This is a genomic window from Fibrobacter sp. UWH1, from assembly GCF_002210365.1.
Taxonomy (GTDB): domain Bacteria; phylum Fibrobacterota; class Fibrobacteria; order Fibrobacterales; family Fibrobacteraceae; genus Fibrobacter.
In genome coordinates this window covers 1-26,312 of sequence record NZ_MWQG01000012.1, presented here as the reverse complement: position 1 = coordinate 26,312, position 26,312 = coordinate 1, and the positions used below count along the sequence as shown (strand labels likewise).

Below are 26,312 nucleotides of genomic sequence, written 5' to 3'. Positions count from 1 at the left end.
TCGCCCGTGCCCGGCTGTACTCGCTTCGCTCCCCGAGCCTTGCTGCACAAGTCTTCGCCCAGTAACGGGATTATGTCGCAGATAGGCAAGTACGCCATCAACGTGATGGTAGACAAGAGCAATTCCGAATACGGCTGGCTTCCGACCAAAGCCATCGTTATCTATAACGGAATGAAGTACGCCTTCGACATGATAAAGTACGAGTCGCTGCTGCCTGAGATGGAGAAAAAGTTGCGGACGTTGCCTAGCAGCGAAAGCGCTTGCCTTGTCGGCAAGATTGAGTTATATTTGAGGGAGTACATTAGCCCGGAGGCATTGGAGGTTCTGAAAATGGCATTCCAGAGTATCGGACAAAGGCTTGGCTTTGTGAGCGCCGGAGACGCATACCGTGCCCTTGAACGCAAGGTTCGCAGGATGGAGTCGGCAAGCAAGGCGAAGGATGCCAAACTGGTCGAGAAGGACAATGCCCTGGCCGAGAAGGACAATGCCCTCGCTGAGAAGGACGCGCTGATCGCCGCTCTTCAGGCAAAGCTGGCAGAAATGAGCAAATAACCACAAGGACCCCGCGGGGGTCCTTTTGTTTGCCTTGTCGGCAAGATTGAGTTATATTTGGATGAGTATGTCAGCCGCAAGGCGTTGGAGGTTCTGAAAATGGCATTCCAGAGTATCGGACAAAGACTTGGCTTTGTAAGCGCAGGTGATGAATACCGCGCCCTTGAACGCAAGGTTCGCAGGATGGAGTCGGCAAGTAAGGCGAAAGATGCGGAAATCACCGAAAAGGACAATGCCCTGGCCGAAAAGGATCGCAGAATTGCGGAACTTGAAGCCAAGCTCGCTGAAATGCAGAAATAGAACGAAAGGACCCCTGCGGGTCCTTTTTTTTGCAAATGTCGGCGTTTCCTCGTCATAGAAGCGGGATTCAAACTTTTTCCCGCGAGAGGGGAAAAGTTTTTTTACAAAGAATTCCTGTGCAAATGAGACGTTTGCTGCGTGTATATAAGCAGGTAGGAACCGTTCTACCTGCGAACCGGCCGCGTCGCCGGAATAAAAGAACAATACATGAACAAACGGAAACATGACGGATTCCTGAAATACGTCTACTCGAAACCCGTGAACACGAAGGCTCTTTTCGAGATTGCGTCAAAGACAAACCGAAACCTGGCCGACATCCTCGCCGAAGTGGACCTGGATACCCTTGAAGAAATTCCCGAAGCCTTCGACGAAGTTGGCGAACGTGGCGAAGCGGATCTTGCCTTCAAGGTAAAGGCTCTCGACGGTAGCGAAATGCGCTTTGGTTTGCTGCTGGAGCACAAGTCTTCGCCCAGTAACGGGATTATGTCGCAGATCGGCAAGTATGCCATCAACGTGATGGTTGACAAGAGCAATACTGAATATGGATGGCTTCCTACCAAGGCCATCGTTATCTATAACGGAACTGACCCTTGGGACCCTCTCGCACAATACAAAAACATCCATGCCTTGTACAACGGACGCATTCCGCATTTCGAGTTCGCCTTTGTGAACCTGGCGGAAATTGACGACGACCTTTGCCTGGCTCACAGCAACGCTGAGGCGGCCATTGGTGCCATCACCATGAAGTACGCCTTCGACATGATAAAGTACGAGTCGTTGCTGCCTGAAATGGAGAAAAAGTTGCGGACGTTACCCAGCAGTGAAAGCGCTTGCCTTGTCGGCAAGATTGAGTTATATTTAGAAGAGTATATCAGCCCGGAGGCATTGGAGGTTCTTAAAATGGCATTCCAGAGTATTGGACAAAGGCTTGGCTTTGTAAGCGCAGCTGACGTACGTCGCGCCCTTGAACGCAAGGTTCGCAGGATGGAGTCGGCAAGTAAGGCGAAAGATGCCAAACTGGCCGAGAAGGACAATGCCCTCGCTGAGAAGGACGCGCTGATCGCCGCTCTTCAGGCAAAGCTGGCAGAAATGAGCAAATAACCACAAGGACCCCGCGGGGGTCCTTTCGTTTGCCTTGTCAGCAAGATTGAGTTATATTTGGATGAGTATGTCAGCCGCAAGGCGTTGGAGGAACTGAAGATGGCTTTCAAGAGTATTGGACAAAGGCTTGGCTTTGTGAGTGCCGGAGACGAATACCGCGCCCTTGAACGCAAGGTTCGCAGGATGGAGTCGGCAAGCAAGGCGAAGGATGCCAAACTGGCCGAGAAGGACAACGCCCTCGCCGAAAAGGACAATGCCCTGGCCGAAAAGGACGAAACCATCGAAAAGCAAGAACGCGAGATTGCCGAACTCAAGGCGAAGCTTGCTGAAATGCAGAAATAGAACGTAAGGACCCTTGTGGGTCCTTTTTTTGCAAATGGCGGCGCTTCCTCGTCATAGAAGCGGTATGGCGCCTGGGGTGTTCTGCCCTCGTCCCCCATCGCTATCCTATGCAGAGATTGAAAATTAACAACTTGTTAACTAAAATTCTTGGCGATTGCAGAAACCTCACATCGTTTTGAGTCCCTGGTATATAAGGCTCTTGAAAACGAACTGATTTCCATGTCGAAAGCGGCGAGCCTGCTTCGCACTGATGTCATGACTATCCGGAAGGAAATGCGGATAATCTAGAAGCCTTGATGGACGAAAAAGCCCCGCGAACAGTATCATATACATTCCCGTTATTGTCCAGTTCGTTCACGTAATGCATATGTTGAATTACAGCGCAGTCAAGTTTTCTCAATAATTCGTCTTTTGCAGAATCGAACGGCAGGTTTTTTATTTTTCGATGTTGCTTTCGTAGCTATTCTGACTGATCTTGATGTCGTTGGGTTCGGTTAAAAGCTTGAAACCAATGGATTTTTCACATCCGTGAAAACCTAAATAAAGGTTTGGACGTGAACTGTAGATTGTGTCACTTTCGCGGTTGTTTGGAACTCTGGTATATTTTTGCAAGTTTTCCATCCTCGTCCAAAATGCCTGCGCCCTTCAAGCGCTTGAGCGAAGCTTCTTTGGATTTTTCAAGATGATCAAGATTGTAGTTCGTTATAGCGATTGGATCTATAATCATGTTTGTTTACCTTGGAGGATTGTTGGTATCCATAAACTAGAATAAGCGCGTGAAAAAAACAAGGGACTCTCGTTATAAGACATCATTTTGCAAACAGTTGTTTGCATGAGAGTCGCCTCGTCTTTATATTTATGTTGATAACGTTACTTGATTTTATGCATTTCAATCCTTGCTTTTGTCGGGATATACTGCATCAAACTTTTCACGGTACTTTCGCCCATACACTCGGAACACATATTTTCGTAGCCAACGTCTTCTCTATCAAATATTTTGACCGCGCCCTCGACATGTTAAAGTGCGAGTCGCTGCTGCCGGAAATGGAGAAAATAGAACATAAGGACCCCTTGCGGGTCCTTTTTTGCAATTGTCGGCGCTATGTCATTGCAACTTTTCAACAGTCTTTGTTTTAGGATTGATTCTGAATGTTTTGGGAGCATCTATTCCGATAATCAATAACGGAGATGTTAATTGGTTGCACAAATGATGATTCCAGCCGAGGTTTGAATTGCCTTTTCCACATGGTTCAGCTCAGACGCCAAGACGGGCTTTAGCAAATTGTATTCCATTGCAAGGATGTCAAACGTTCTTTTAAAAGCTCAAAAAAGGACTCGGAAAGACTATTTTTGAAATTTTGGATTAAATCTTCATCCTGTATTGAATCAATGGCTGTTAATACATCTCTGTAGAGAGACGAGTATTTTTCTGTTTTCTTGAAGATCGTTTCTGCGTTTCTGTGGCTATATGTTTTAAATAACATAAGGTGGAAGTCCTCCTAAGAATATTATGGAAATGAAAGTCGTTAGTCCCCTAGAAGAAAAACAGTATCCAGGCTCCTGTCGCCATACGCCTGCTCCAGAACCTCCTTCAGAATGTCATCCTGGAGCGCAGCGATAGGGTCCATAAGTAACACCATCCCGCTATCCAAACACTCCATACCCAGTTCCCCGTCAATATCAAGGCAAACCGGTTTGAATCGGTTCCAGATTACATAGTCTGTATAATCGTTTGCTATATCGTCGGGGGATAAGGCGTCGCCCGTGCCCGGCTGAATCTTAAGGAATTCCCCGCCACATGTCATCCCGGCCCCCGAGCCGGCTGCAACACACTTAGGAACTTGTTCCTTAGTGTGGCTGGTCCCCGTAGGGGGAGGATCTCCTTTTACAGGTATAAAATAAAGCAACGCATGTTCTAACATGCGCTGCAATGTAGAGATCGATCTTTAGATCGTCAAGGGGGGGGATATGGGCGTGGCGCAAGCGCACTCCCATGCGTCTCGGCAGTACGAACACAGGTGTTCGTGTTGCTCTCGACTTTTGGGCGTTCCCCGGCTCCTCCCTCATATGTCATCCCGGCCTCCGAGCCGGGACCTCGCCGGGGGCGGGCCCTTGCGTTATCGGCTCGCACAGCTCGCCGTCCGTTCAGCCTCGCGCTCCTGGCATAAACACAATGCAAGCGCCGCGCGAGTCCGCCCCGCTTCGCGGCTTCACGCCCTAACGCATCGCAGGTTGGAAAAGTTTGGAATCTGGCAAAATGTCGCCTAAAAAGCGACCAAATTAACAGCATAATCGCATATTTTTTAAGACATGACACTAAAGTGTCATTTTTTTAGCTTATTTTTAAATTATATGAAAGAAAGTTTAAAACTTGAGAGAAATGAACCCGCGGCAGATGTTCTATCCAAATCTATCCGTTCTATGGGTTATTCTTTGGAATCGGCGATTGCTGATGTCATTGATAATAGCATTAGTGCCGGTGCTCATGATGTTCAGGTAAAATTTCCTGTGGATCCCAGTGATGTTTACATCGCCATTTGCGATAATGGTTCTGGCATGAATAAGGCTGAACTTTTTGATGCAATGAAATATGGGAGTGTTCTAAAGGGCGATAATCGTAGTGAGTCAGATTTGGGTCGTTTTGGAATGGGTTTAAAATCGGCTTCTCATTCCCAATGCAGGCGCTTGACTGTAATTAGCAAAAAAAGTGATATGATCTCAGGTTATGTATGGGATCTTGACCTCGTTGATGAAAAGAAAGATTGGATCATGATAAATCTTTCTGAAAATCAAGTTTGCGATGTTCGCCATTATGACTATTTGAGTAATAAAAAGTCTGGTACAGTGGTCGTTTGGGAAAATTTCGATTTCATTCGAAAAGAAACAGGTGATGAATATGCCGGCATTGTTGATCAGCAAAATGCAGTGAGTGATTATTTGTCTCTGATTTTTCATCGTTTTCTTAGTAAGGATAAGAAGGATCGACTCTCCATTAAGGTTAACAATTTCTCATTAATTCCTTTTGATCCATTTTTGGAAAGTCATAAAAAGACGACGGTGAGAAAAGAAATCACTTTGCCAATTGAAGATGCAAATGGCGTCGAAAGAAAGATTACCGCTATCCCCTATGTCTTGCCGTTCCAAAAGGACTTGAGCGAAGATGATAAAAAACTGTCTGGTGGCATTGAAAATTACAGAACTAAGCAAGGCTATTATATCTATCGTAATGAGCGCTTGATTGTTTGGGGAACCTGGTTTAATCGTCATCGTGATGAACTTTCCAAATATGCTCGAGTTAAGGTAGATATACCCAACACTTTGGATGACATTTGGGGTATTGACATTAAAAAGCAGAGCGCAAAGATTCCTGCAAGTATTCGTCAGCGACTGAACAGGGCTGTTGACGATGTAATGGATGTTGCGGTAAAAAAGCAGACTTATAGAGGACGTATTGCGAAAGTTAACGACGATTTTGAATATGTATGGAATCGCATTGACAACCGAGGCAATTTTGTCTATTCCATCAATCGTGAATCCAGTCTTTTCAAACTGCTAGAATCTAAGGTCAATGAAGATGCTATGCCTTATGTAGAGATGGTTCTTAAGGAAATTGAACAAAATGTTCCTTTTCAGCAGATTTATGTTGACAAATCTCAAGATAAGATTGACGAAGTAGTAAGTGATGAGAGAATCGCTGAAATTACAGAAAACGCAAAGATGATGGTCCAGATGGTTATGGAACTTAATTCCTCTCTTACGAGGGAAGAAGCTGTCGAAAACGTTTTTAAGAAAGAACCTTTCTGCAAGCATCCTGAAATTAAAGAAAAGGTGTAAGAGATACAATGGCTGTAGATTTTAAGAAGGTCAATAACATTTTGCGTGCTGCAAAGAGTCTTATTGAGACTAGTGGCATCGAAAAAGAGCTGAATGAAGAAAAAATTGCAGATGTCATACAAAAGGCTGCGTTTTTTACAGGTACCGAGCTTAGCGCTGAAGAGGCTGAGGCTGCAAAACGTGATTTGCAGTATCAGTATCAGGTTTATAGCGCTCCGGGTCAGAGCATTCTGGATGATTATGATCAAGAACTTTGGTATGATGATGTTAAGGGTGACATTGAACCGAAGTTTTGGAACCGCTATCGTGATTATTTAATTGATTCACAGAATTTTAGTCCGAATGTAGTGAATATCCTTGGTGATGATACCATTGATAAAAAGCTCATGAATTGTTTGGGTGATCCGAATTCGTCAAAACCCTTCTTACGTCGCGGTTTGATTATTGGCGATGTGCAATCTGGTAAGACTTCTACCTACATTGGCCTAATGTGTAAGGCGGCTGATGCTGGCTATAAAGTGTTCATTCTTTTGACTGGTACCATTGAGTCTTTGCGTAGACAGACTCAGGAACGTGTCGAAGAAGGATTTATTGGCATTGATATGACTGCCGATACTTCTGGCGGCAAGCGTGTAGGTGTTGGCCTTGATAATAAGCCCCTATTCGCAAAGGCTATGACTTCTCGTATCCAGGATTTTACTGGAAACATCGACAAGATCGCGGATACTCTTGCAGGCAACAACAATGCAATTGTTTTCGTAATTAAGAAAAATACAACGTCTCTCAAGAAACTTAAGAATTGGCTTGTTTCTTTGAATGCTGATCCTGTAACAAAGAAGATTGATCAGCCCATGGTTCTGATTGATGATGAAGCTGATAACGCTTCTATTAATACCAGTGGTGATTCTGAGAACCCGACTGTAATTAATAGGATGATTCGTGAATTGGCAAGCGTGTTTACTAAGTCTAATTACGTAGGCTTTACCGCGACGCCCTTTGCCAATGTGTTCATCGATCCGATTACAACGGAAGAAATGACTACTCAGGATTTGTTCCCAGAGAATTTCATTGTCACTTTACCTACGCCTTCTAATTATGTTGGTCCCAAAAATATCTTTGACAAAGATGGCAAGCATTATAATCAGCTTGTTCCTATCACTGATGCGGGTTGCGTAGAAGATGATGGAATGCCCTTCTATTATAAACATAAAAAGGAATGGCGTGGCGATCTTCCTGAGAGTTTGACTGATTCTATATACGCTTTCTTCATTGTGAATACAATTCGAGATTTACGAGGTGATGAGGATAAGCATCGCTCTATGCTGATCAATATCAGTCGTTTTGTTGCAGTGCAAAAGTATATCAAGGATTGCGTTGATGAAATTTACACAAAGGCTTATAGGGCCGTTAAACACAATTTAACTGGAGCTGCAAGCGACTTAAAGGATCCAATTCTTAAACGGATTCATGAGGTTTTTGAAGATCAATTTACGAATGCCGGAGTAACTTGGCGAGATGTGGCTAAGAATATGTTCAAGGCAATCGAAAAAATAAAGATCTGTATTGTGAACAGCTCCAAAAATTCGGAAAAGCTGGTATATAAAAAAGATGATCCGCAACGAGTTATTGCTATTGGCGGTCTCGCCCTATCTCGCGGTCTTACATTGGAAGGCCTCATTATCAGCTATTTCTATCGCAACACATCTACCTACGATGTTTTGATGCAAATGGGACGCTGGTTTGGTTATCGTCGCAATTACGAGGATTTGTTCCGTATTTGGATTGCCGAAAGTTCAGCAGAATGGTATGCCGAAATTTCCGAAGCCACTGAGGCATTGAAGATAGACATGGAACTCATGCGTGATCTTAAGTTGAAACCGAAGGACTTTGGTATTCGCGTTCGCAACAATTCCAGTGAGTTGAATATTACATCTTACAACAAGATGCGTAATACTTCTACGGAATATGAAACCGAAAGCTATTTTGGCGGCTGTGTTGAAACTCCGTATTTGCCCACTAATTATGCTGCAATTAAACAGAATTTTGATGCAGTAACTAATTTGGTAAATGACTTACAAAATAAAGGCAAGAACTTTGTCAAGCAGGGTAATGAAAACTACAAGGAACGTTATTTAGTTAAGGATGTTGATAAGAGTGATGTTACTCGTTTCTTGAGTAAACTTTCTATTTCGAAGTATAGTGTCAAGTTTGATACTGCTCAACTTGTCGATTTCCTCAATTCCTGTACAGACAATTCCATTGATAAGTTTGATATCGCATTCATGGAAGGCGAAAAGGGTGCGGTTTCTATTGGCAACATGTCTCTGAATAAGGTTTATCGCGGTAATTCTTCTATTGATCCGGTTAAAGAAAAGCTGAGTATTGGTCAAAAGGGGAAACTTGCTGGTACTAGCGATGGTAAAATTGGTATTGATAGCTTAGATATTGCGGATCAGGCAAAATCTGAATTCAAATCGCAAAATCCGACAAAAAGCGAACATTATCCAGTCGATACTTGGTTTAAGTATGTGGAGAATCGCAATCCTTTGCTTTTGATTTACCCCCTTGAGTTGGGAATGGGCAATCAGGAAATAAATCCTACTTACAAGAATCTTAAAGATCACGTTGATGTCGATAAAATCGCCTTCCTTGGTTTTATGATTGGATTCCCTAGGAATGAAGTTCAAGCATCCATGAGTGTCAATAAGTACAAGGTGAATACCGCTTACAACTATTTTGATCGCGATGTAAATGAAAATGAGGAGGAAGAATAATGGACTTCAAAACTCGTTTTGCACAGTTCTCTAATCCCTGCTATTTTTCTCGAGTTGATGCTAACCATATTCTGGATTTGCATATCGGCATCAATGAACTTGGTCAAAAGAGTATTGAATTTCGATATCCTTTTACTGCACGAAAAATCAAGGGAACAAAATCCATTGAAGTTAGTCAGTATAAAAACAGCAATTACAATACTTTGCGTTTTTCCTTGGTAGAAAAAGCTCTTGAAGATCTTTTTTTCAAATTTTGCGATGACATTGTTGAAAAAACTCGTAATTTGCAGGATGCTGCTCTTGGTTATAATGCAATAGTTGAAAGATTTACCTTATGGAAACGGATGTTTGTTCAGTCTCGAGATGATCTTCTTTCCGAAGAAGCGATTATGGGCTTGATGGGCGAAATCCTGTACTTGCGAGATGTGCTCTTTACAAAGTATGGCTGCTGTGCAGCTGTCGAGGGTTGGAGTGGTCAGGATAAAACTAAGAAGGATTTTTCTTACGGTAATGAGTGGTACGAAACAAAGGCTATTCACTACAATAAGACGTCTGTCATAATTTCTTCTCTAGAACAACTTGAATCTCAAAATGATGGCGTTTTGGGAGTGGTCCTTCTTGAAAAAATGAGCCAGTCTTATGCCGGGCTTACGCTTAACGATCTTGTATGGAATGTTTGCAATCAAATTAGTTCTGCAGAACATCAGGATATCTTTTTGCAAAAGGTTGAAAAAAGCGGTTATTCGTACAATGCTGCATATGACGAGTATGTGTTTGCAAAAAAGAGTATTCGCAACTTTGCGGTGAATGCCACATTCCCAAAGATGACGCCGACCTCTGTTCCAGCGGGAATTATTTCTGCAAAATACGAGTTGTCGCTACTGTCCGTAGCTGATCACGAAATTTAACGGGTTGCACTGCTTATGACCTATCAAGAATATCGAAAAAATTTTCTTCAAAATCTTCGTGATGAATCCGCCATCGACGGAAGTGATACAGAAGATGCCTTCATCAATAAAGCACTGGATATTCTGTGTGAATATGACGAGATTCAAGATCCCCAGCGAATACGCTCTGGCGATAAGATTGTTTCAAAAGGCCGAAAAATTCACTTGGATGGCTATAGCTTTGATGAAACAGATCATAGTTTGGTTTTGTTCATTAGCGATTTTGAAGATTCCTTTGATGTTTCTAATTTGACAATGAGTAGGGTTGATGAGCTTTATTGGCGACTCTATAACTTTCTTGATGAAACTTGTCATGGTAAAATGTCGGAGTATTTTGACGATTCCGATGAAATGTTACAGGTTGCCTCGTTGGTTCGCGAACGTTTGAAAGTGGATGATATAAATGACGCGACAAACATCCTTAAAATAAAGTTTGTTGTTCTGACAAATAAGGAGCTTGACACAAAACTCCTAAAACAGAATTTACTTGAAACCTCAAAACGGAAGACCAAAAGCCGTAAGCCTGTAAAGACCACCAAGAAAATTAAGAAAGAAGATTTCGATGGGAAACCTCTTGAAATTAATCTTTGGCATCTTGAACGATTTTACGAACAAGAAGAACAAAATCTTTCCGAGGTTGTAACAATCAATTTTGAGGAAGATTACAAGGTTGAGGGAATTCCTTGTATCAAGGGAAATATTGGAGATGACTTGGGCTACCAAGCCTATATTGCAATTATTCCAGGTAAGCTTCTTGCAGATATTTATATAGATCACGGCAGTAAAATTTTGGAAGGCAATGTCCGTGCATTCCTTGGAACTTCGGGCTCTAAGAGCGTGAACAGTGGCATACGCAAGACCATTAACAATGAGCCGCAAAACTTCTTTACGTATAATAATGGTATTGCCGCTACGGCTTCTAACATTGAATTTGTTAAGTCTGAAAACCAGTTATATATTACCGAAATTGAAGACCTGCAGATTATCAATGGTGGCCAGACTACAGCATCTTTAGCAGAGTCTGTTCTTAAAAAGACAAATGTGGATCTTGAGGGCATATTTGTGCCTATGAAGCTTACTGTCATTGAAGATCGAGAAACTGAGATTGATGGTGTTCGCTATTACGATAAAATGGTTCAGGATATAGCGAAGTATGCGAATAGTCAAAATAAGGTGACGGCTGCAGACCTGTTCTCTAATGATCCTTTCCATATTAAAATGGAAAAAATGTCCAAGAGCTATCTTGCACCGGCAGTGAGGTACTCTATTCCTACGGCTTGGTACTATGAACGTGCTCGTAAAAAGTACAAACAGGAACAGCTCAAACTTAAGGGTGATAGTTTAAATCGATTCTTGGCAAAGTTCCCAAAGGAACAGATCATTACCAAAGAACAGCTTGCAGTTTACTTGACCACTATGGCTCAGAAACCCCATATTGTGGCTAAGGGTAAAAACTATGTAATCAAGGAATTCAACCAGAACATCCGCGAAGTCTTTGGCAAGAATAAGGATTTGTTCAATGAATTCTTCTACCATAAGAGCATTGCATCTGCCATTATTTTTAGGTCGGTGGATAACTATCTAGAAGAACACAAGAACTGTGCCAAGAATCCATCGGACTTTTGGTACACTGCTGGTGGTTTTAAGATGGATATCGTTCCTTATGCTATTGCGAAAATCCTCAGCTGCATTCCCAGCGAGTTGAGTATTGACTGGGAAAAAATTTGGAAGATGCAAAAGATCGGGCCGGGCTTCATGAAGGAAATTGCTCGTGCAACAAAATTTACTAATGACTTCATTAACGATAGCAATGGAGTGATTGTTTCTGAATACTGCAAGAAGCCTTTGACTTGGGAAAAATTTAAGGAAAAACCTTATACTTTGGGTCAATGGTTCCTAGATGAACTGATTCCTCGGGAAATGGTGGATGAACAGCAGAAAACTGCCCAAAGGAATCAAAGAAATACAAATAATCTTCAATCATTGGTAGACTTTATGAAACTCACTCCAAAATATTGGAACGCGATTCTTCAGTTGGCTGAAGTCCATAAAGTTGGTACGAATGCAGAAAAAACAAGCTTACTTAAGGCAATATCTTTTATTCAGAAGGGGATTTTACCCAAAACGAATACTGTACCGGTGAATGTGCAGTCTATGATGAATGACTGTTACTCGGTTAAGGAAAAGTTAGTATCTTTAGGCGTAAAGATACGATGAAATTTCTTGATCTTTTCGCTGGCGCAGGTGGTCTTTCCGAAGGCTTTGTTCGGGAAGGTTTTAAGCCTATTGCTCACGTTGAGTTGTGGGATGCTGCAAGCTATACGCTAAAAACAAGGGCTGCTTTTCATTATTTGGAAGATTTTGGTCAAAGAGAGATTTACGCACAATATTTAAGGGGCGAAATTTCTCGAGATGATCTCTATTCCCATGTTCCTCAAAATGTCCTCGATTCTGTGATAAATAAGGAAATTGGGGAGGACACAATTGCGTCTATTTTTGAAAAAATAGATGCGTTGAAGGGAGATGAAGATATTGATTTGGTTGTTGGTGGACCTCCATGTCAGGCTTACTCTTTAGTTGGACGTGCTCGTGATCCAAATGGCATGAAAGATGATAAAAGAAATTATCTCTTTCAATATTATGCTCAATTTCTAGAAAGATACCAACCTAAGTATTTTGTTTTTGAAAATGTTCTAGGATTGTTGAGTGCTAAAGATGAAAATGGTGCGCTCTATTTTGATCTAATGCAACAGAAGTTTAGGGAAATTGGCTATCGTGTAGATTACAGAGTGCTGTCCGCTGACAATTATGGTGTTTTGCAAAAACGCAAACGCATAATTTTGATTGGGAAGAAAACAGAAGAAGATTTTCAGTATCCTGAACCGGAGCCTGTTGAACATCCGTATACTGTTAAAGCTGTATTTTCAGGTTTGGCCTCGCTGCATGCTGGAGAAGGTGATGTATACGGGCATCCTTTAACTGCGGGGCGTCATAGCCAATGGTTGGAAGAATTTGGAGTATTGTCCACATATCCCGTAACCTTTCACTATGCTCGTCCTAATTGTGATAGAGACCTTGAAATATACAGACGCGTTGTCGATTTGTGGAATCATGAAAGAAAAAGGCTCGATTATAGTCAATTGCCTGAAGAGTTGAAGACTCACGCAAATCAGAAAACATTCTTAGACAGATTTAAGGTTGTCGCTGAAACAGAATCAGCTTCGCAAACAATTGTTGCGCATATTTGCAAAGATGGTCACTATTATATCCATCCAGATATAGAACAGAACCGTTCTATTACGCCGAGAGAAGCTGCCCGATTGCAGACTTTCCCGGATGATTATTTCTTTGAAAGTGCTTCTGGAAAGCCAAGTCGCACCGATGCTTTTAAACAGATTGGAAATGCAGTGCCTGTCCTGTTGGCTCAAAAAATTGCTGCAAAATTAAGGGAGGTCTGGGATGACTAAAGGAACTTTTAAAATAAATCCTGCAGGGCGTCATATCTTAACTATCGGCCGGGACTTAATTCAAGACCCTTATGCGGCAGTTGTTGAATTGGTTAAAAATGCATATGATGCTGATGCGTCTCATGTGAATATATCCTTTAAGAACGATCATAAAAAAGACGGTCTCCAAATTGTTATTGAAGATGATGGTCATGGAATGACGAGAGATGTTGTTACGTCTAAATGGATGGTCCCTTCAACAAATGATAAGGAAATAAGGAAACAAAGTCCAAAGGGAAGAATTTTACAAGGTCGGAAAGGAATTGGTCGCTACGCTTCTTCAATTCTAGGCAACGAACTTTTCATGGAAACGACTTCGCAGGAACGACACGAAAAAACGTTCTTGCTTGTAGAATGGGATGACTTCGAAAGGGCGGAATTTCTTTCGGATGTGGAAATTCAAATTGATACTCAAGCTTGTGATGGCGCAAGTGGTACAATATTGACTATTCGTGGTGACAAATCTTTTTTAGCAGAATGGTCGTTGACTCAATTCAGCCGTTTAAAAAGAGAATTGAAAAAATTGATGACCCCTATAAGTGATACAAAGGTATCTAACGAATCAAATTTTGAAATAATACTGAATGTAGAAGGGTTTTCGGAATATGAAACGATCAATGAAAAAATAGAACCGTTTCCTCTTTTTGATTTGTTTGATTATAAAATTGCAGGCTATGTTGAGGCCAATGGATCTGGTTCTCTAATTTACGAGATGCAGAAATTGCGTAATGCAGTTCCTGAAGAAATAAAGTTTTCTTTTGGTCGTCCGACAAATTGTGGCCGTGTTCAATTCGATATAAGAGTTTTTGATCGCGAAAAGGAAGCTATTGAAGGGCTGATAAAGAGGGGGTTGAAGGACGAAAAGGGGGCTTATGTAGGTTCTTTGGAGGCCCGACGACTGTTAAATGAAAATAACGGTATCGGCGTGTATAGAAATGGGTTTAGAATACGTCCTTTAGGTGACCCGAACTTTGACTGGCTTGAATTGAATAAAAACAGGGTGCAGAATCCTTCTCGTAAAATAGGTTCTGATCAAGTAATAGGTTTTGTAAAAATTGAAAGTGAAGAAAGATCGAACTTGATTGAGAAAAGTGCGCGAGACGGTTTGAAAGACAATACTTCTTATAAGTCGCTTGTTTCTTTGACTCAGGCTATAATTAGTGAACTGGAAACAAGACGATTTATTCATAGGAATAAAACAGGCTTAAGTAGAAAAATCTTGAAGGTTGAATCTGCGTTCGAAAAATTATTTTCTTTTGATTCACTGAAGGCAAAAGTTCAGTCTACTTTGGTCAAAGAAAATGTCTCGCAGGGCGCGTCTGCTGATCTCATTAAGGCTATCGAGGATGTTGAAAAAGAAAAGAACGTGATAGCTGAGGAGTTAAGAAATACTATAGCGGTGTATCAGGGACAGGCTACGCTTGGTAAAATAGTTAATGTCGTGTTACATGAGGGACGAAAACCTTTAGAATTCTTCAAAAATCAGGTTCCGCTGTTTAGATCTTGTTATAAGAAGTATGAAGAGGGCGACATAACTAAATTATCAAAAATTTATGAAAAAATAGATGGTTTTGCTTCCAATTCAGAAGCCTTAGTTTTGTTGTTTAAGAAAATAGATCCTCTTGCTGTAGGACGTAGGTCCTCAAAGCAAAAAGTAGATGTTGTCTCTTGCTTAAAAAGCATGCTTGAATTTTGTTGTTCTCAAAACGAAGATGTTATTTGGAATGTTTCTACAACAAGCCAAGATAAGGTCTATTTAGAGTGCTGGCAGCAGGATTTATACAGTATTTTTACAAACTTAATTGAGAATAGCTTGTATTGGATGATCAATAAAAATGCCGAACAAAAGACTATTGATGTTCAAATTTTTGTAGAAAATGGGATTGTTGAATATATAGATTATCGTGATTCCGGTCCAGGAATCGAGGAATCTCTTCTTGAATCGGGTGTAATCTTTGAACCCGATTTTTCAACAAAAAAGGATGGAACTGGATTGGGATTAAGTATTGCTGGTGAAGCTGCGAAAAGAAATGGTTTCGAATTAAAGGCTTTAGTATCGGAGTTGGGCGCACATTTCAGAATGGAACTTGTGAAGGAGGAATAAATGAAAGTTCTGCTTGTTGAAGATACAGAATCATCTGTAAAAACGTGTAAGGACGTCGTTGAGGAATGCTATAATGGTATAATTGAGGTTGTCAATGTAGCAAATCCCGATGATGCTTTGAATAAAATTGATAGTACGTTTGATGCAATGATTGTTGATTTGCGGTTGGAAAAAAACACCCAAGGTGGCGACTTTATTGAAAAGCTGGAAAGTTTGGGTGTTAGAATTCCTACAGTCATTCACACGGGAACGCCGGATGACGTAAAGCCTGAATGGGGGGCTTTAAAAATTTTTTCGCGTGATGATTGTGGATATCAGGATGTTTTTGATTATTTATTATCGATCTATAGTACGGGTATAACTGAAATTGCTGGGCTACGAGGATTTCTAGAGTCTCAAATGCAACGCTTTTATAAGGAAGCTTTTGCTGATAATGTTGATCTATGGATCGATCGTGCGAAGAACGCTGAGAACCGTGTGAAAAGTTCTTTGCTGAGGATGTTAATTAGTCGATTGGATTGCGAAAGTTTTATGCACGATGAAAATTCATATCCAGAAGAATTCTATGTTCCGGTAATAGATTCTAACCTTTATACAGGATCTGTAGTGCGATCAAAGCTTACAGGGCAAAGGTTCGTTGTTTTGTCTCCAGCTTGTGATCTTGTAATCAGAAACGAAAAACCTAAGATAAAATCAATTACATTATGTGAACTTCAGTCTATTGAAAGTCATGGATTTCAAATTGGAAATGATCCTCAATTATTTTTTTCAAATGGAGATAAAAAGAAATTGGGGGCCTTATTCCAAAATTCCAATGATGACAAGGAATATATTCGTTATCATTGGTTGCCGTACACAAAAAATATTGAAGGTGGATTTATAAATTTTACAATGCCGATTTCGGAATTGTATGGAATTTTTTTCGAGATGTACGATGTGGAAACGTATCGTATAGCTCCTGTTTTTGTAAAAAACATCTTATCTAGATTTTCATCATATTATGCTCGTCAGGGACAGCCTGATTTAGTTCCTGAAGAATCTATGGAAAAAATGATATGGATTGCAAAGTCTAAAGAGATAAAACCCTAATACTGTCGAATAATGTCCTTGCTTGAAAATTATATTATATCCCATGACATCCGTAAAAAAAGACATTCAAGAAACGAATAAGAAGATTTCTCACGTTAGAAAAATTATCAAAAAACGTGTAGAGAATTTGGAAGAACGCGATATTCCCCAGACTCCGCTTAGTGCAGAAGAAACCTGGCGCTCGGCGGAATTTTCCAAGCCACAAAAGACGGTCCGTATTGGAACCATGTTTAGTGGTATTGGCGCTATTGAACATGCGTTTCAAAGATTGGGATTGAAACATAAGATTGCGTTTGCTGGTGATATTGAACCGAAATGTAAAACAAGTTATTTCGCAAATTACGATATAGCGGAAAAAGATTGGTTTACAGATATCCGTAATTTTGATGCCAAACCGTACGCTGGTAAAGTTGATTTTATCATCGGTGGTGCACCTTGCCAAGCTTTCTCAATGGTTGGAAAGAGGCTCGGCTTTGAAGATGCTCGCGGAACACTGTTCTATGAGTTTGCAAGAGTCGTTAAAGAAACGTCTCCTAAGGTATTTTTGTTTGAGAATGTTAAGGGTTTGTTAAATCATGACAATGGCCGTACATGGCATGTGATGCATGATATTTTTGAGGAGCTCGGTTATACTGTTTACTTCCGTGTTTTGAATAGTAAGGATTATGGTATTCCTCAACATCGTGAACGCGTATATTGTCTAGGCTTTAAGAAAAAGGTGGATTTTGAATTTCCCGCACCTATCTCACTTGAATATACGATGTATGATTTTTTGGAGGATTACATTGATTCCAAGTATTTCTTGAAGGAAAAGGGAATTAAATTCGTCACCAGCCATAAGAATAGAGAAAAATGCTATACTCAAATTAATGGTGACGTAGCACTTTGCCAAAAAAGAAATCAACAGTTTAACTGGCACGGTGATTTCGTTTATCATCCTGATTCGAAGGATACTCCTAGTAATGAGGCTTTCGATGAATTCATCTTTGATGTTAAGGATGTCGAAGAAAAGTATTATCTGTCAGAAAAAGTGGCCAAGTATGTTTTAGCGGGTGGTACAAAGAACTTTAAAACATCTACAAAGACCGATTTGGAAGTTGCACGACCGCTTTTGCATTCTATGCATAAGATGCATCGTGCTGGAGTCGATAACTATGTAACCCATAAGGGGCGTATTCGTAAGCTGACGCCTAGAGAATGCCTGCGCCTAATGGGGTTTAAGGATTCTTTTAAAATCGTTGTCTCCGATACGGCTGCTTATCAACAAGCGGGAAATAGCATTGTTGTTGATGTTTTAATCGCGATCCTTAAGCAGATGGACATCACTAAATACGGAGTATAGAATGCTTATTGCTGGAAAGTATACTTTTGCAGATGTCTATGACAGTGTCATTACCATTCCGGACTGTTTTGTTTTGCGAAAAAATAAAATTGGTTCCGGAAATGGTGAAGCAAAATTGTATTTCGGTTCTAAAGTTTCGATGAGAAATTTTTTTGGTGAGGAAGGCTTTTTTGCAAGCTGTTTTCTGCTCAAGAGCGACCTCATTGCCTATATGGATACGATTAAGGCTGAATATCTTAATCCTTCTTATGACTATAGCGGTAAAGATTCTTTTGCTTCATTATGGCAAGAACGTCGGAAAAAAGTTGAATCACTTCCAGATGTAATAAGTTTTTCGATTCAGGATCAAAATCAAATTGGTGGCCCACGTGGTTACGTAAATTCTGGCGATGAAGGTTATTATTTGATAAGGGAATTGTCTTTACCCTTAGTTAGTTATATCTCGGCAATGCGTGTGGAAGCTCTTGATGGAACTTCCTGTTTTTATTTGAAGCTTTTTGTTGATTTTGATGCCATAGAAATGAAGAAAAATGGTCCTTTGGTTCTGAACTATGGTAAAAAGGCTGATTCGGTGCATGAAAAGACGGCTAAGTATGACGCTACAGAAAAGGATTCTAACAAGGGAAGAATTGGGCAGGAAAAGTATCGTAATGCTTTGCTTGAAGAATGTCCGTTCTGTCCAATAACGATGATTAACGATGAACGTTTATTAATTGCTAGCCATATCAAACCGTGGGCCGTTTGTGATGAGAAAGAACGTATTGACCCAAAGAATGGATTCATGCTTTCTCCATTGTACGATCGTCTTTTTGACCAGGGTTTTATCACATTTACAGATGATAAAAAACTTTGGGTATCGCAATGGTTGAGCCCAAAAAATGTTCAACGAATTGGTTTGAAAAATGATATGTACATTCAGATGCTCCCCATAGATGAAAAGAGAATTGAATATTTAGAGTATCATAGAAAATGTGTCTTTAGAGGATGATTTATGAAGCGACTTTTGCCCCAAAACAAGACTTTTTCGTCACTAGTGCTGGATATTTTTTCTTTTTTGTATGAAAAAGATGAATTTAAATCGTTTGAAACATATTCAAAAGAATCTATTCCAAAAACAGGTATGCCGGGTGAGACTATAATACAGCTCAATGCTGTAAACAGTGGCCATCGACTTACAGGGCTTTTTCTAAAAAGTTCTCTTTCTTCTGTACAAGAACGAAATGGGCGTAGAGCGCCTCGTTGGTTTGAAAAACCTTTTTCATTTAAAGGCGAACAGGTCTTTTTGAGCAGTCAGTGGAATTCTGAAGGTGAATATCAATTAACGTTGGATGATCTAAACTTTTTTTTTGAAACTGTGCTATTACAACAAGAATGAGGATTCTTATTATAAAGTTCTAAAGAATGATGAATTATTTGAATTTTACGAGGTGAAAAAAGGTGAAATAAACGAAGACGAAATTATAAATCAGGAAAAGAGTAGTTGTGTGAATGTTGATTTTTCGGTGTCTCAAAAAATTTTCTTTGGAACTCCTGGCACAGGAAAGTCCTACAAAGCTAACGAGTTTGTAAATGATGTTGTCCTTTCTGTTTATAAACGAGATGAACGGAGAGAAAAGTTTGCGCAATCGGGAATGCCGAAGGCGTCTCATTACGCAGATGTGCTGAATAATGCTGATTCGTTTGGGGTTGACATCTTTGGTATTGACCATGTGTCTGAATTAGAAGAACATCTGAAATCTTGCGAAGGCGATGACAAGGTGAAAAATCCGCGTCATAGCGCATTACGTTCTTATATTGAATTTCTGAAGATCTCAAAAGTATATCGTACCACATTCCATCCTGATTACGACTACGCTCAGTTTGTAGGCTCGTACAAGCCTAAAAAGGAAAATGGGCAGATTACCTATTCCTTCGTTCCTCAGGTTTTTGCAAAGGCTTATGCGGCTGCATGGAAAAATTTGAATCAGCCAGTTTATCTTGTGATTGAAGAAATTAATCGTGGTAACTGTGCACAGATTTTCGGTGACATTTTCCAGTTGTTGGACCGCAATGATGACGGATATTCCTGCTACGAAATAAATGCTGATGCAGACTTTGCGGGATGGCTTTCGACACAAGGTTTGTCGGGTAAGCTTAAGCTTCCTCCCAACTTCAATATTCTCGCTACCATGAATACCAGCGACCAGTCGCTGTTCCCTATGGACAGCGCATTCAAACGTCGCTTTGACTGGGAATATGTGCCTATTGATTTTGAAGGGAAGGATTGCGCAAGCTACCAGATAAAAGTTGATGATGAAAATTCCTATCCTTGGCAAAAGTTTGTTGAATCCGTGAACGAAAAGATTGTCAGCATTACCGATTCCGAAGATAAGCAACTTGGTGAATATTTTATCAAGTTGAATCCTGTCGATAACAATGTCATTACCAAGGAACGTTTCCTTGGCAAGGTGATGTTCTATTTGTGGAACGAAGTTTGCAAGGATGTGCATAAGCAGGAATCCTTCTTCCGTGAAGAAGAGAATGGAAACTATTTCACCTTCCAGGATTTGTACAAGAAAGACGGTGACAAGAAACTGATTTCCTTCATGAATTGGATCACTAAGTGATTTTTCTCTTTGAACAGTTCCCTTACTCCGTGGAGTATCTGAAATCTGTCCTGCCTTTGGATAAGGAGGGGCGTTTTAAGGATTTGCCTAATGGTTTCATCACTCGCGATGGTAAGCTGGATGGCGTCGGGTATTTGTTCAATGGTAGCAAGAAGGGTGAAAAACTCACCGACAGCATTGTCTTTGTTCTGCCAAAGGTGTTCCTGGATTCTTCGCCTTTGGCTCAGAATGACTCAGGCCGAGTTTCTGCTTTTGGGAAAGAAGTTTCGCCGAATTCAGATTTTAAGTTGGATGACGCTCCCAAGGATTTCTTGGCGAATCTTTCCCTGTGGGTGAGCTCGTCTATCGGCAAGTATCGCGAGGCGTTCCCTACCGATAGGGCAATGGATGCTCCCAATGCCCGGGGCTTCAGCACGGACAAGGCTTGCCCCACGCTGATTGACGTGAAGAACGCCATGGAGCGCTTTTACAGCGAGAACAGGAACCTGTTCGCCTTTGTGAGCAAGAATATCCATAGTGGGAATAATCGGGTGGACTGGCGCAGGACCATGCGGAAGATGCCTGTGCTTGTCCCTTCGGCAGGCTCAGGGACCTTGGCTCCGGTGTACATGGAGTTGGTGAACAAGAAGAAGGTCTTTGATCTGGATGACCGCCTGATTGTACTGTATTTCTCGGCCATGAACTACATCGAGGAAACCTTTGGTTTCAAGATGCCCAAGTCGGAATTCTATGCCCCCATGCGAGTGAACGAGTTCCGCCGCCTGCTGGGCCACCGCGGCATCATGGAGCTTCGCCGTATCAAGCACAAGTACTTTGCCGACAAGTTCCTCCGCCTCTACAATATCATGAAGGCCTTCTTCGAATGGGGCGGCAACTTTAGCGCATGCGGCTTCGGCAGCGAATACCTGCTCACCAGCAAGTACAACAATGTATTCGAACACATGATCGACAAACTGGTTGGCGATGACTTGCCTTCCAAAATGGCACATCTCAAGAACCAAAAAGACGGCAAGGAAATTGACCATCTTTACAAGGATCAGCAATTAGTCTTTGCTGATGAGTCCCAGAAGATTTGGTTCATTGGTGACAGCAAGTATTATAGTGACAAGAACGATATTGTTGGAGAATCCGTTTATAAGCAATTTACTTATGCGCGCAATATCATTCAGTACAATATTTCCGACTTGCTGAACTATAAGGGCGATAGTAAGGATTATCAGGGCCTCCGATATCGCGATTCCCTAACGGAAGGCTATTCCGTAACGCCCAACTTCTTTATTCGTGGTGAGGTGCCTGCGGATAAAATTTTTGAGATGCCTGCTGCTGCCGGTGCTATCAGAAAAGATGACGCCGATTTGTGGAATGAGCGAAACCGTCACTTTGAAAACCGCCTCTTCGATCGCGACACCCTTTTGCTCCAGGTTTACAACGTCAACTTCCTGTACGTACTCAAGGCCTTTACCGCCAAGAGCTCCAGCCTCCGCACCGAATTCAAGCGCACCGCCCGCGAAAAATTCCGAAGGAACTTCATTCAGCAGCTGCGAGACAGATACTATTTCTGGATTGTTTGGGTGAAGGATAGCATTGCAACGATTGATAAAAAAGATAAAATTTCGGCTTTCGTTGATAAGCACTATCGTATTTTGCAAGGGAAGTTGTTCCGCACCCGTGATAATGCTGACTTTCTAGTTCTTGCCCTGGAAAAGGTTTTTGTGCAGAAGGAAGGTCTACCGGACGATGATCCCACGGAATTTGAACGCTTGGCGGAAGCTATCAAGGGCGATTGCGAAGTGTTCAGATGGGACGCAGAAGATTTTGTGAATGATCAGGTCCCCTCAAAGAAATCTAAATGCAGGGAAAAGCTGGAAAAGCCCTAAATTGCCCCATGACTGAGTGATAAAAAGTTATCTTTTCTCCCAAGTTAGGAAACATTTTTGGGGGATTTTAGATTCAATTAAAATTTCTGAATTTGTTTTGAAACGGATTGATTAATCCGGTGTTTGGAGTATATAAAAAAGGAAACTTAAAATGAATCTCAGCGTTAATTTTGAGAACTGTTTCGGAATAAAGAAATTACAACATACGTTTGATTTTAGCAATGATAAAAGATCTGTTCTAATTTATGCTCCAAATGGAACAATGAAGTCGTCGTTTGCCAAAACGTTCGATTGTATTTCGAAAAATGATGAAAAAAATAAACCCCAAGATTTGATTCACCCAGAGCGTCGAAGTACATGCGACGTAATGTTGGGAGAAAATGCAATAAATCCTTCTTCAATATTGGTGGTTGATCCTGAAAACGGCATTGAATCTGCCGACAAAATTACATCGCTCTTGGCTAGTAGAGAACTGAAAAATCAATATGATTCTATTCATAATAAATTGGATAAAGAGTTGAAAGCTCTACTTACGAAGCTGAAAAAATGCTCTGGAAGTTCAGATTGCGAGGATGAAATAGTAAAAGTTTTCCAGGAGTCTTCGAAGGAAGGTTTTTTAGCATGCTTAGAAAGATGTAGTAGAGAGCTTAATCAGTCATGGAAATTTTTCAACATTCGTTATAACGATATTTTTGATAAAACAGGTGGTGTTGAAAATTTTTTGAATACAAACAAAGATTTGTTGCAACAATATTTTTCTGATTATAATCATCTTTTGAATGAATCTATTTTATTTAAGTCAATAGGAACAGGAAAGTCTTTCGGAACGTATCAGGTCGAAATGCTCACAAAATCTGTTGCTGATGAAGCTTTTTTTGATGCAGAACATCAGATTGTCTTGAGTAATGGTCGAAAAATAGAATCAAAGAAGGAACTTGATGATTTAGTAAGCGATGAAATGAATCGAATTTTCTCTAATGAGAAGTTGAAAGACTCATTTGGAAAAATTGATAAGGTGTTGTGCAGTAAGAAAGAACTTCGCCAATTCAAGAGTGCCTTGGAAAAGGACAAGTCTATGATCTTGGAACTAATGGATTATAAAAAATTTCAGAAAAAAGTATGGCTTGGCTTTTTGTATACGATGAAAGAAGATGTGGACAACTTAATCCATAATTACATCGTACTGAAACCTCAATTATTGCAATTGCTAGAGAGAGCTCGCGAAGAAAAAGGAAAATGGACGAAAATAGTTGAAATCTTCAAAAAGCGCTTTTATGTTCCATTTGATATTGAAATAGAAAATAAGGAAGATGTTATTTTAAGGCAAGATGCAGCCACGGTTACTTTTTTATATAAAGATGGTGAAGAACAGGCAATTCCACAAAATAGAGATATTTTGTTAAAAGTACTTAGTCGTGGCGAAAAACGAGCTTTTTTCCTTTTACAATTTATATTTGATATTGAATCGAGAAAAGAGAATCGTATGGAGACCCTTTTGATTTTAGACGATGTCGCGGATTCGTTTGATTATAGAAATAAATATGCTATAGTTGAGTATTTGAAAGAAAATAAGGAAATAGAATATTTTTATCAGGTGATATTAACTCATAACTTTGATTTTTACAGGACAATTGGTTCTCGCCTAGACTTGGGTGGAAATGTGTTTATGGCGACGAAAGGAGGAAATAAACATATTGTCCTGAAAAAAGGTATGTATGTTCAAGACTATTTTAATAAAAAATTAATTTCAGAATGTTCTAGGTCCGATGTTGGTTTTATAAGCATGATTCCATTTTGCCGTAACATTGTACAGTATACTAAAGGTTCTGAGTCTGAGGAATACAGGCTTCTTACCAGCTGCTTGCATTTGAAAAGTAATACAGCGACAATTAAGAAAGGTGATGTCTCGAAAATATTTAAGAGTACAATTAGAAACACGGAATCATTAAATCAAAATGATGAACAGAATATGTTGCATTTAATCAAGCAAACTGCAAAGCGAATAGTTTCGGATAATAATGTCAATGAGATTGAGATAGAGAATAAAATTGCATTATCAATTGCAATTAGGCTTGAAACAGAACTTTTTTTAAAAAATCGATTGAATGAATCGTTTGACTCGATAGACGAAAATCAGACAAAGAAAATGATAGACAAATTTCGAGAGACAAACCCTACGCTTGAAGAGCTTAAAGTTATTGAAGATGTTTGCTTGATGACTCCCGAAAATATTCATATCAATGCTTTCATGTATGAACCTTTAATTGATATGTCTATACGTCATTTGGTGGATTTATATCACAAAGTTGTTTTACTTAACAACGTGAATCATTGTAGAGGGTAACATGAATCTCAGTAAACTTATTAAACTATCAAATAAATATTCTAAAGCAGATCATGATTGCGTAATACCGTATGTTGAAAATTTGTTTTGGGAAAAATTTAAATGTATATCTAATCCTGCATGGAGAACACAAACTGATTCCCCATATGAAATTTTGACCTACATGGTAGATGCCTATTCGCTATTACCAGCTCGTCCCGATTTAGCTTCACTCTTTTGCTGGCAAGCTATCAACCATTCGTATAATGATTTGCAGATAAAAAAGTATGTTGGAAATAGAAAAATAAACGCTATTTTGCAAGATGATGTCGGTATTGATTTTGTTCGTGTTTTGCTATTGACGAACATCGATAAATATTATAACCCTTTACACATGTATGTTTGTAGACTTCATGAAAAAGTTTATCGTTTTGTTGCGTCCTATTTGCTTGAAGGTTATCTTTGTAAAAATAATGAAAATATGTATGAGGTGTTTGTTAATCGCTCATGTAAAAAAATGAGTAATATTGTCTGCATAAAAAAGTTAGTAGAAAATGTTTATGGCCCTGCTTATAATGGAATCGCAGCACCTTATGTTTCCACGTTTTCCTTTCATAAGGGAATAACAGACTCAAAGAAAGCTAGACATATCATAAATTCATTCGCAAAATCAATCCAAACATTAATGAATTACCATTCGTTAGAAATGGACGATAAAAATACGGGCAGAAAGGTAACTTATGAGTTGAACAATGAAGATGAAATGAAAATTCTTTTGAATGGAATAATTTATGCGTCGAGATGCACAAATTTTCATGGCGGGGTTTCTTCTCGTTTAAATACAATTTATGCGAATAATGAATCGTATATGGAGTATATGAATGTCTTTTTGACGGAATATGAAATTTTAGCAATAATCCTTCATAGTCAATGTATGATAACTGATGATGTTCTGTTGAATGTTCATCAGAACTTGAATTTAATGTTCACTAAATGATTGACGAAATTGAAGAGAAAGGGATATAATATGATTTTGAAATCGCAAATAGATGCTCTAACTTTTGAAAATCAAGTAGGATGTGAAATACAGAAATGCCTTGATTATCGAAAAGAAGAAATTGTTACTGGTTATTTAGATAATCACGTTCAAGGATTTGATTTCATATTAGATAAAGGTTGCAAAGCTCTTAACTGGCCGGCACAGACACACGTGGAAGTTAAATTGCATATCATCTATGATTCTCTTTTTCGAATTAATCATCAATTGAAAAATTGTCCTGAAATAAAAAAATTGGTTGTAATTGTTAGGGACAAGATTGGCTTAGCTAATGCGAATCTTTTCGCCCGTAAAAAAATCATAAAACGACGCTTAGAACATCGAATTGAGAATGATGACGATTTGATTTTGGATCATAGAATAGAACTTATCTGGTTCGATGATTTTGTCCAAATGGTGAAAAAACGTGTATCAAATGCAAATTCGTCACAAGATCATGACCTCAAAGATTTCAATTCTCAAGAAAATATTATTGCAGCGGCAAAAAAAATTATTAAAGAAGGGGCTCTTCATCAACATGTGTGGGTGGCTTCGCCACCCTTTTTTGTTGACATTCGC

General features: G+C 40.0%; 20 protein-coding genes. 19 read left to right on the top strand and 1 reads right to left on the bottom strand.

Going from position 1 to position 26,312, the window contains the following annotated elements; translation table 11 throughout:
• The first annotated feature begins 6 nt into the window (after nucleotides 1-6).
• The 4 genes from B7992_RS07305 (at nucleotide 7) to B7992_RS07290 (ending at nucleotide 2,295) form a co-directional block, all read left to right on the top strand.
• Complete coding sequence (locus B7992_RS07305) at nucleotides 7-552, top strand: hypothetical protein (protein ID WP_141100401.1); 546 nt, start codon at nucleotides 7-9, stop codon at nucleotides 550-552.
• Between the two features lie 57 nt (nucleotides 553-609).
• Nucleotides 610-852, top strand: coding sequence for a hypothetical protein (locus B7992_RS07300; protein WP_176421878.1), 243 nt, complete (start codon nucleotides 610-612; stop codon nucleotides 850-852).
• Nucleotides 853-1,059: 207 nt separating this feature from the next.
• Complete coding sequence (locus B7992_RS07295) at nucleotides 1,060-1,953, top strand: Rpn family recombination-promoting nuclease/putative transposase (RefSeq protein ID WP_088665927.1); 894 nt, start codon at nucleotides 1,060-1,062, stop codon at nucleotides 1,951-1,953.
• Between the two features lie 57 nt (nucleotides 1,954-2,010).
• The gene (locus tag B7992_RS07290; protein WP_088665926.1) at nucleotides 2,011-2,295 is read left to right on the top strand and encodes a hypothetical protein; all 285 of its coding nucleotides are present in this window, start codon (nucleotides 2,011-2,013) and stop codon (nucleotides 2,293-2,295) included.
• A gap of 1,526 nt (nucleotides 2,296-3,821) precedes the next feature.
• On the opposite strand, the gene B7992_RS07275 is transcribed toward B7992_RS07290, so the two are convergent.
• A complete protein-coding gene (locus B7992_RS07275) occupies nucleotides 3,822-4,100 on the bottom strand; it encodes a hypothetical protein (protein WP_141100400.1) in 279 nt (92 codons plus the stop codon).
• Between the two features lie 547 nt (nucleotides 4,101-4,647).
• On the opposite strand from B7992_RS07275, the gene B7992_RS07270 reads away from it, so the two are divergent.
• The 15 genes from B7992_RS07270 to B7992_RS07200 all read left to right on the top strand — a co-directional run.
• Nucleotides 4,648-6,129: an ATP-binding protein gene (locus tag B7992_RS07270; protein ID WP_176421877.1), complete on the top strand. Its 1,482-nt coding sequence runs from the start codon at nucleotides 4,648-4,650 to the stop codon at nucleotides 6,127-6,129.
• Nucleotides 6,130-6,137: 8 nt separating this feature from the next.
• Complete coding sequence (locus B7992_RS07265; RefSeq protein WP_088665921.1) at nucleotides 6,138-8,903, top strand: Z1 domain-containing protein; 2,766 nt, start codon at nucleotides 6,138-6,140, stop codon at nucleotides 8,901-8,903.
• Nucleotides 8,903-9,811 (top strand): PD-(D/E)XK motif protein, encoded by a 909-nt coding sequence (locus tag B7992_RS07260; RefSeq protein WP_088665920.1) that lies wholly within the window; start codon nucleotides 8,903-8,905, stop codon nucleotides 9,809-9,811. The genes B7992_RS07265 and B7992_RS07260 overlap by 1 nt, the downstream gene beginning before the upstream one ends.
• Before the next feature lie 15 nt (nucleotides 9,812-9,826).
• On the top strand, nucleotides 9,827-12,067 hold the full coding sequence (locus tag B7992_RS07255) for an AIPR family protein (RefSeq protein WP_088665919.1): 2,241 nt from the start codon (nucleotides 9,827-9,829) through the stop codon (nucleotides 12,065-12,067).
• Nucleotides 12,064-13,317 carry a DNA cytosine methyltransferase gene (locus tag B7992_RS07250; protein WP_088665918.1) on the top strand — a complete coding sequence of 418 codons (1,254 nt, stop codon included), beginning with the start codon at nucleotides 12,064-12,066 and terminating at the stop codon, nucleotides 13,315-13,317. The genes B7992_RS07255 and B7992_RS07250 overlap by 4 nt, the downstream gene beginning before the upstream one ends.
• Complete coding sequence (locus B7992_RS07245) at nucleotides 13,310-15,460, top strand: sensor histidine kinase (protein WP_088665917.1); 2,151 nt, start codon at nucleotides 13,310-13,312, stop codon at nucleotides 15,458-15,460. Before B7992_RS07250 ends, B7992_RS07245 begins: the two co-directional genes overlap by 8 nt.
• A complete protein-coding gene (locus tag B7992_RS07240; protein ID WP_088665916.1) occupies nucleotides 15,461-16,549 on the top strand; it encodes a response regulator in 1,089 nt (362 codons plus the stop codon).
• A 43-nt stretch (nucleotides 16,550-16,592) separates the two neighbouring features.
• Complete coding sequence (locus B7992_RS07235) at nucleotides 16,593-17,891, top strand: DNA cytosine methyltransferase (RefSeq protein ID WP_088665915.1); 1,299 nt, start codon at nucleotides 16,593-16,595, stop codon at nucleotides 17,889-17,891.
• 1 nt (nucleotide 17,892) lies between these two features.
• Nucleotides 17,893-18,879: an HNH endonuclease gene (locus B7992_RS07230; protein ID WP_088665914.1), complete on the top strand. Its 987-nt coding sequence runs from the start codon at nucleotides 17,893-17,895 to the stop codon at nucleotides 18,877-18,879.
• Nucleotides 18,880-18,882: 3 nt separating this feature from the next.
• Nucleotides 18,883-19,266 carry a hypothetical protein gene (locus B7992_RS07225; protein ID WP_088665913.1) on the top strand — a complete coding sequence of 128 codons (384 nt, stop codon included), beginning with the start codon at nucleotides 18,883-18,885 and terminating at the stop codon, nucleotides 19,264-19,266.
• 109 nt (nucleotides 19,267-19,375) lie between these two features.
• Nucleotides 19,376-20,497 (top strand): AAA family ATPase, encoded by a 1,122-nt coding sequence (locus tag B7992_RS07220; RefSeq protein WP_254917647.1) that lies wholly within the window; start codon nucleotides 19,376-19,378, stop codon nucleotides 20,495-20,497.
• Nucleotides 20,494-22,374, top strand: coding sequence for an LlaJI family restriction endonuclease (locus B7992_RS07215; protein ID WP_088665912.1), 1,881 nt, complete (start codon nucleotides 20,494-20,496; stop codon nucleotides 22,372-22,374). The genes B7992_RS07220 and B7992_RS07215 overlap by 4 nt, the downstream gene beginning before the upstream one ends.
• A gap of 151 nt (nucleotides 22,375-22,525) precedes the next feature.
• The gene (locus B7992_RS07210) at nucleotides 22,526-24,718 is read left to right on the top strand and encodes a hypothetical protein (protein WP_088665911.1); all 2,193 of its coding nucleotides are present in this window, start codon (nucleotides 22,526-22,528) and stop codon (nucleotides 24,716-24,718) included.
• A gap of 1 nt (nucleotide 24,719) precedes the next feature.
• Entirely contained in the window at nucleotides 24,720-25,694 is a 975-nt protein-coding gene (locus B7992_RS07205) for a hypothetical protein (protein WP_088665910.1), read from the top strand.
• 30 nt (nucleotides 25,695-25,724) lie between these two features.
• The coding region (locus B7992_RS07200) for a hypothetical protein (protein WP_141100399.1) at nucleotides 25,725-26,312 on the top strand (588 nt) is incomplete at its 3' end.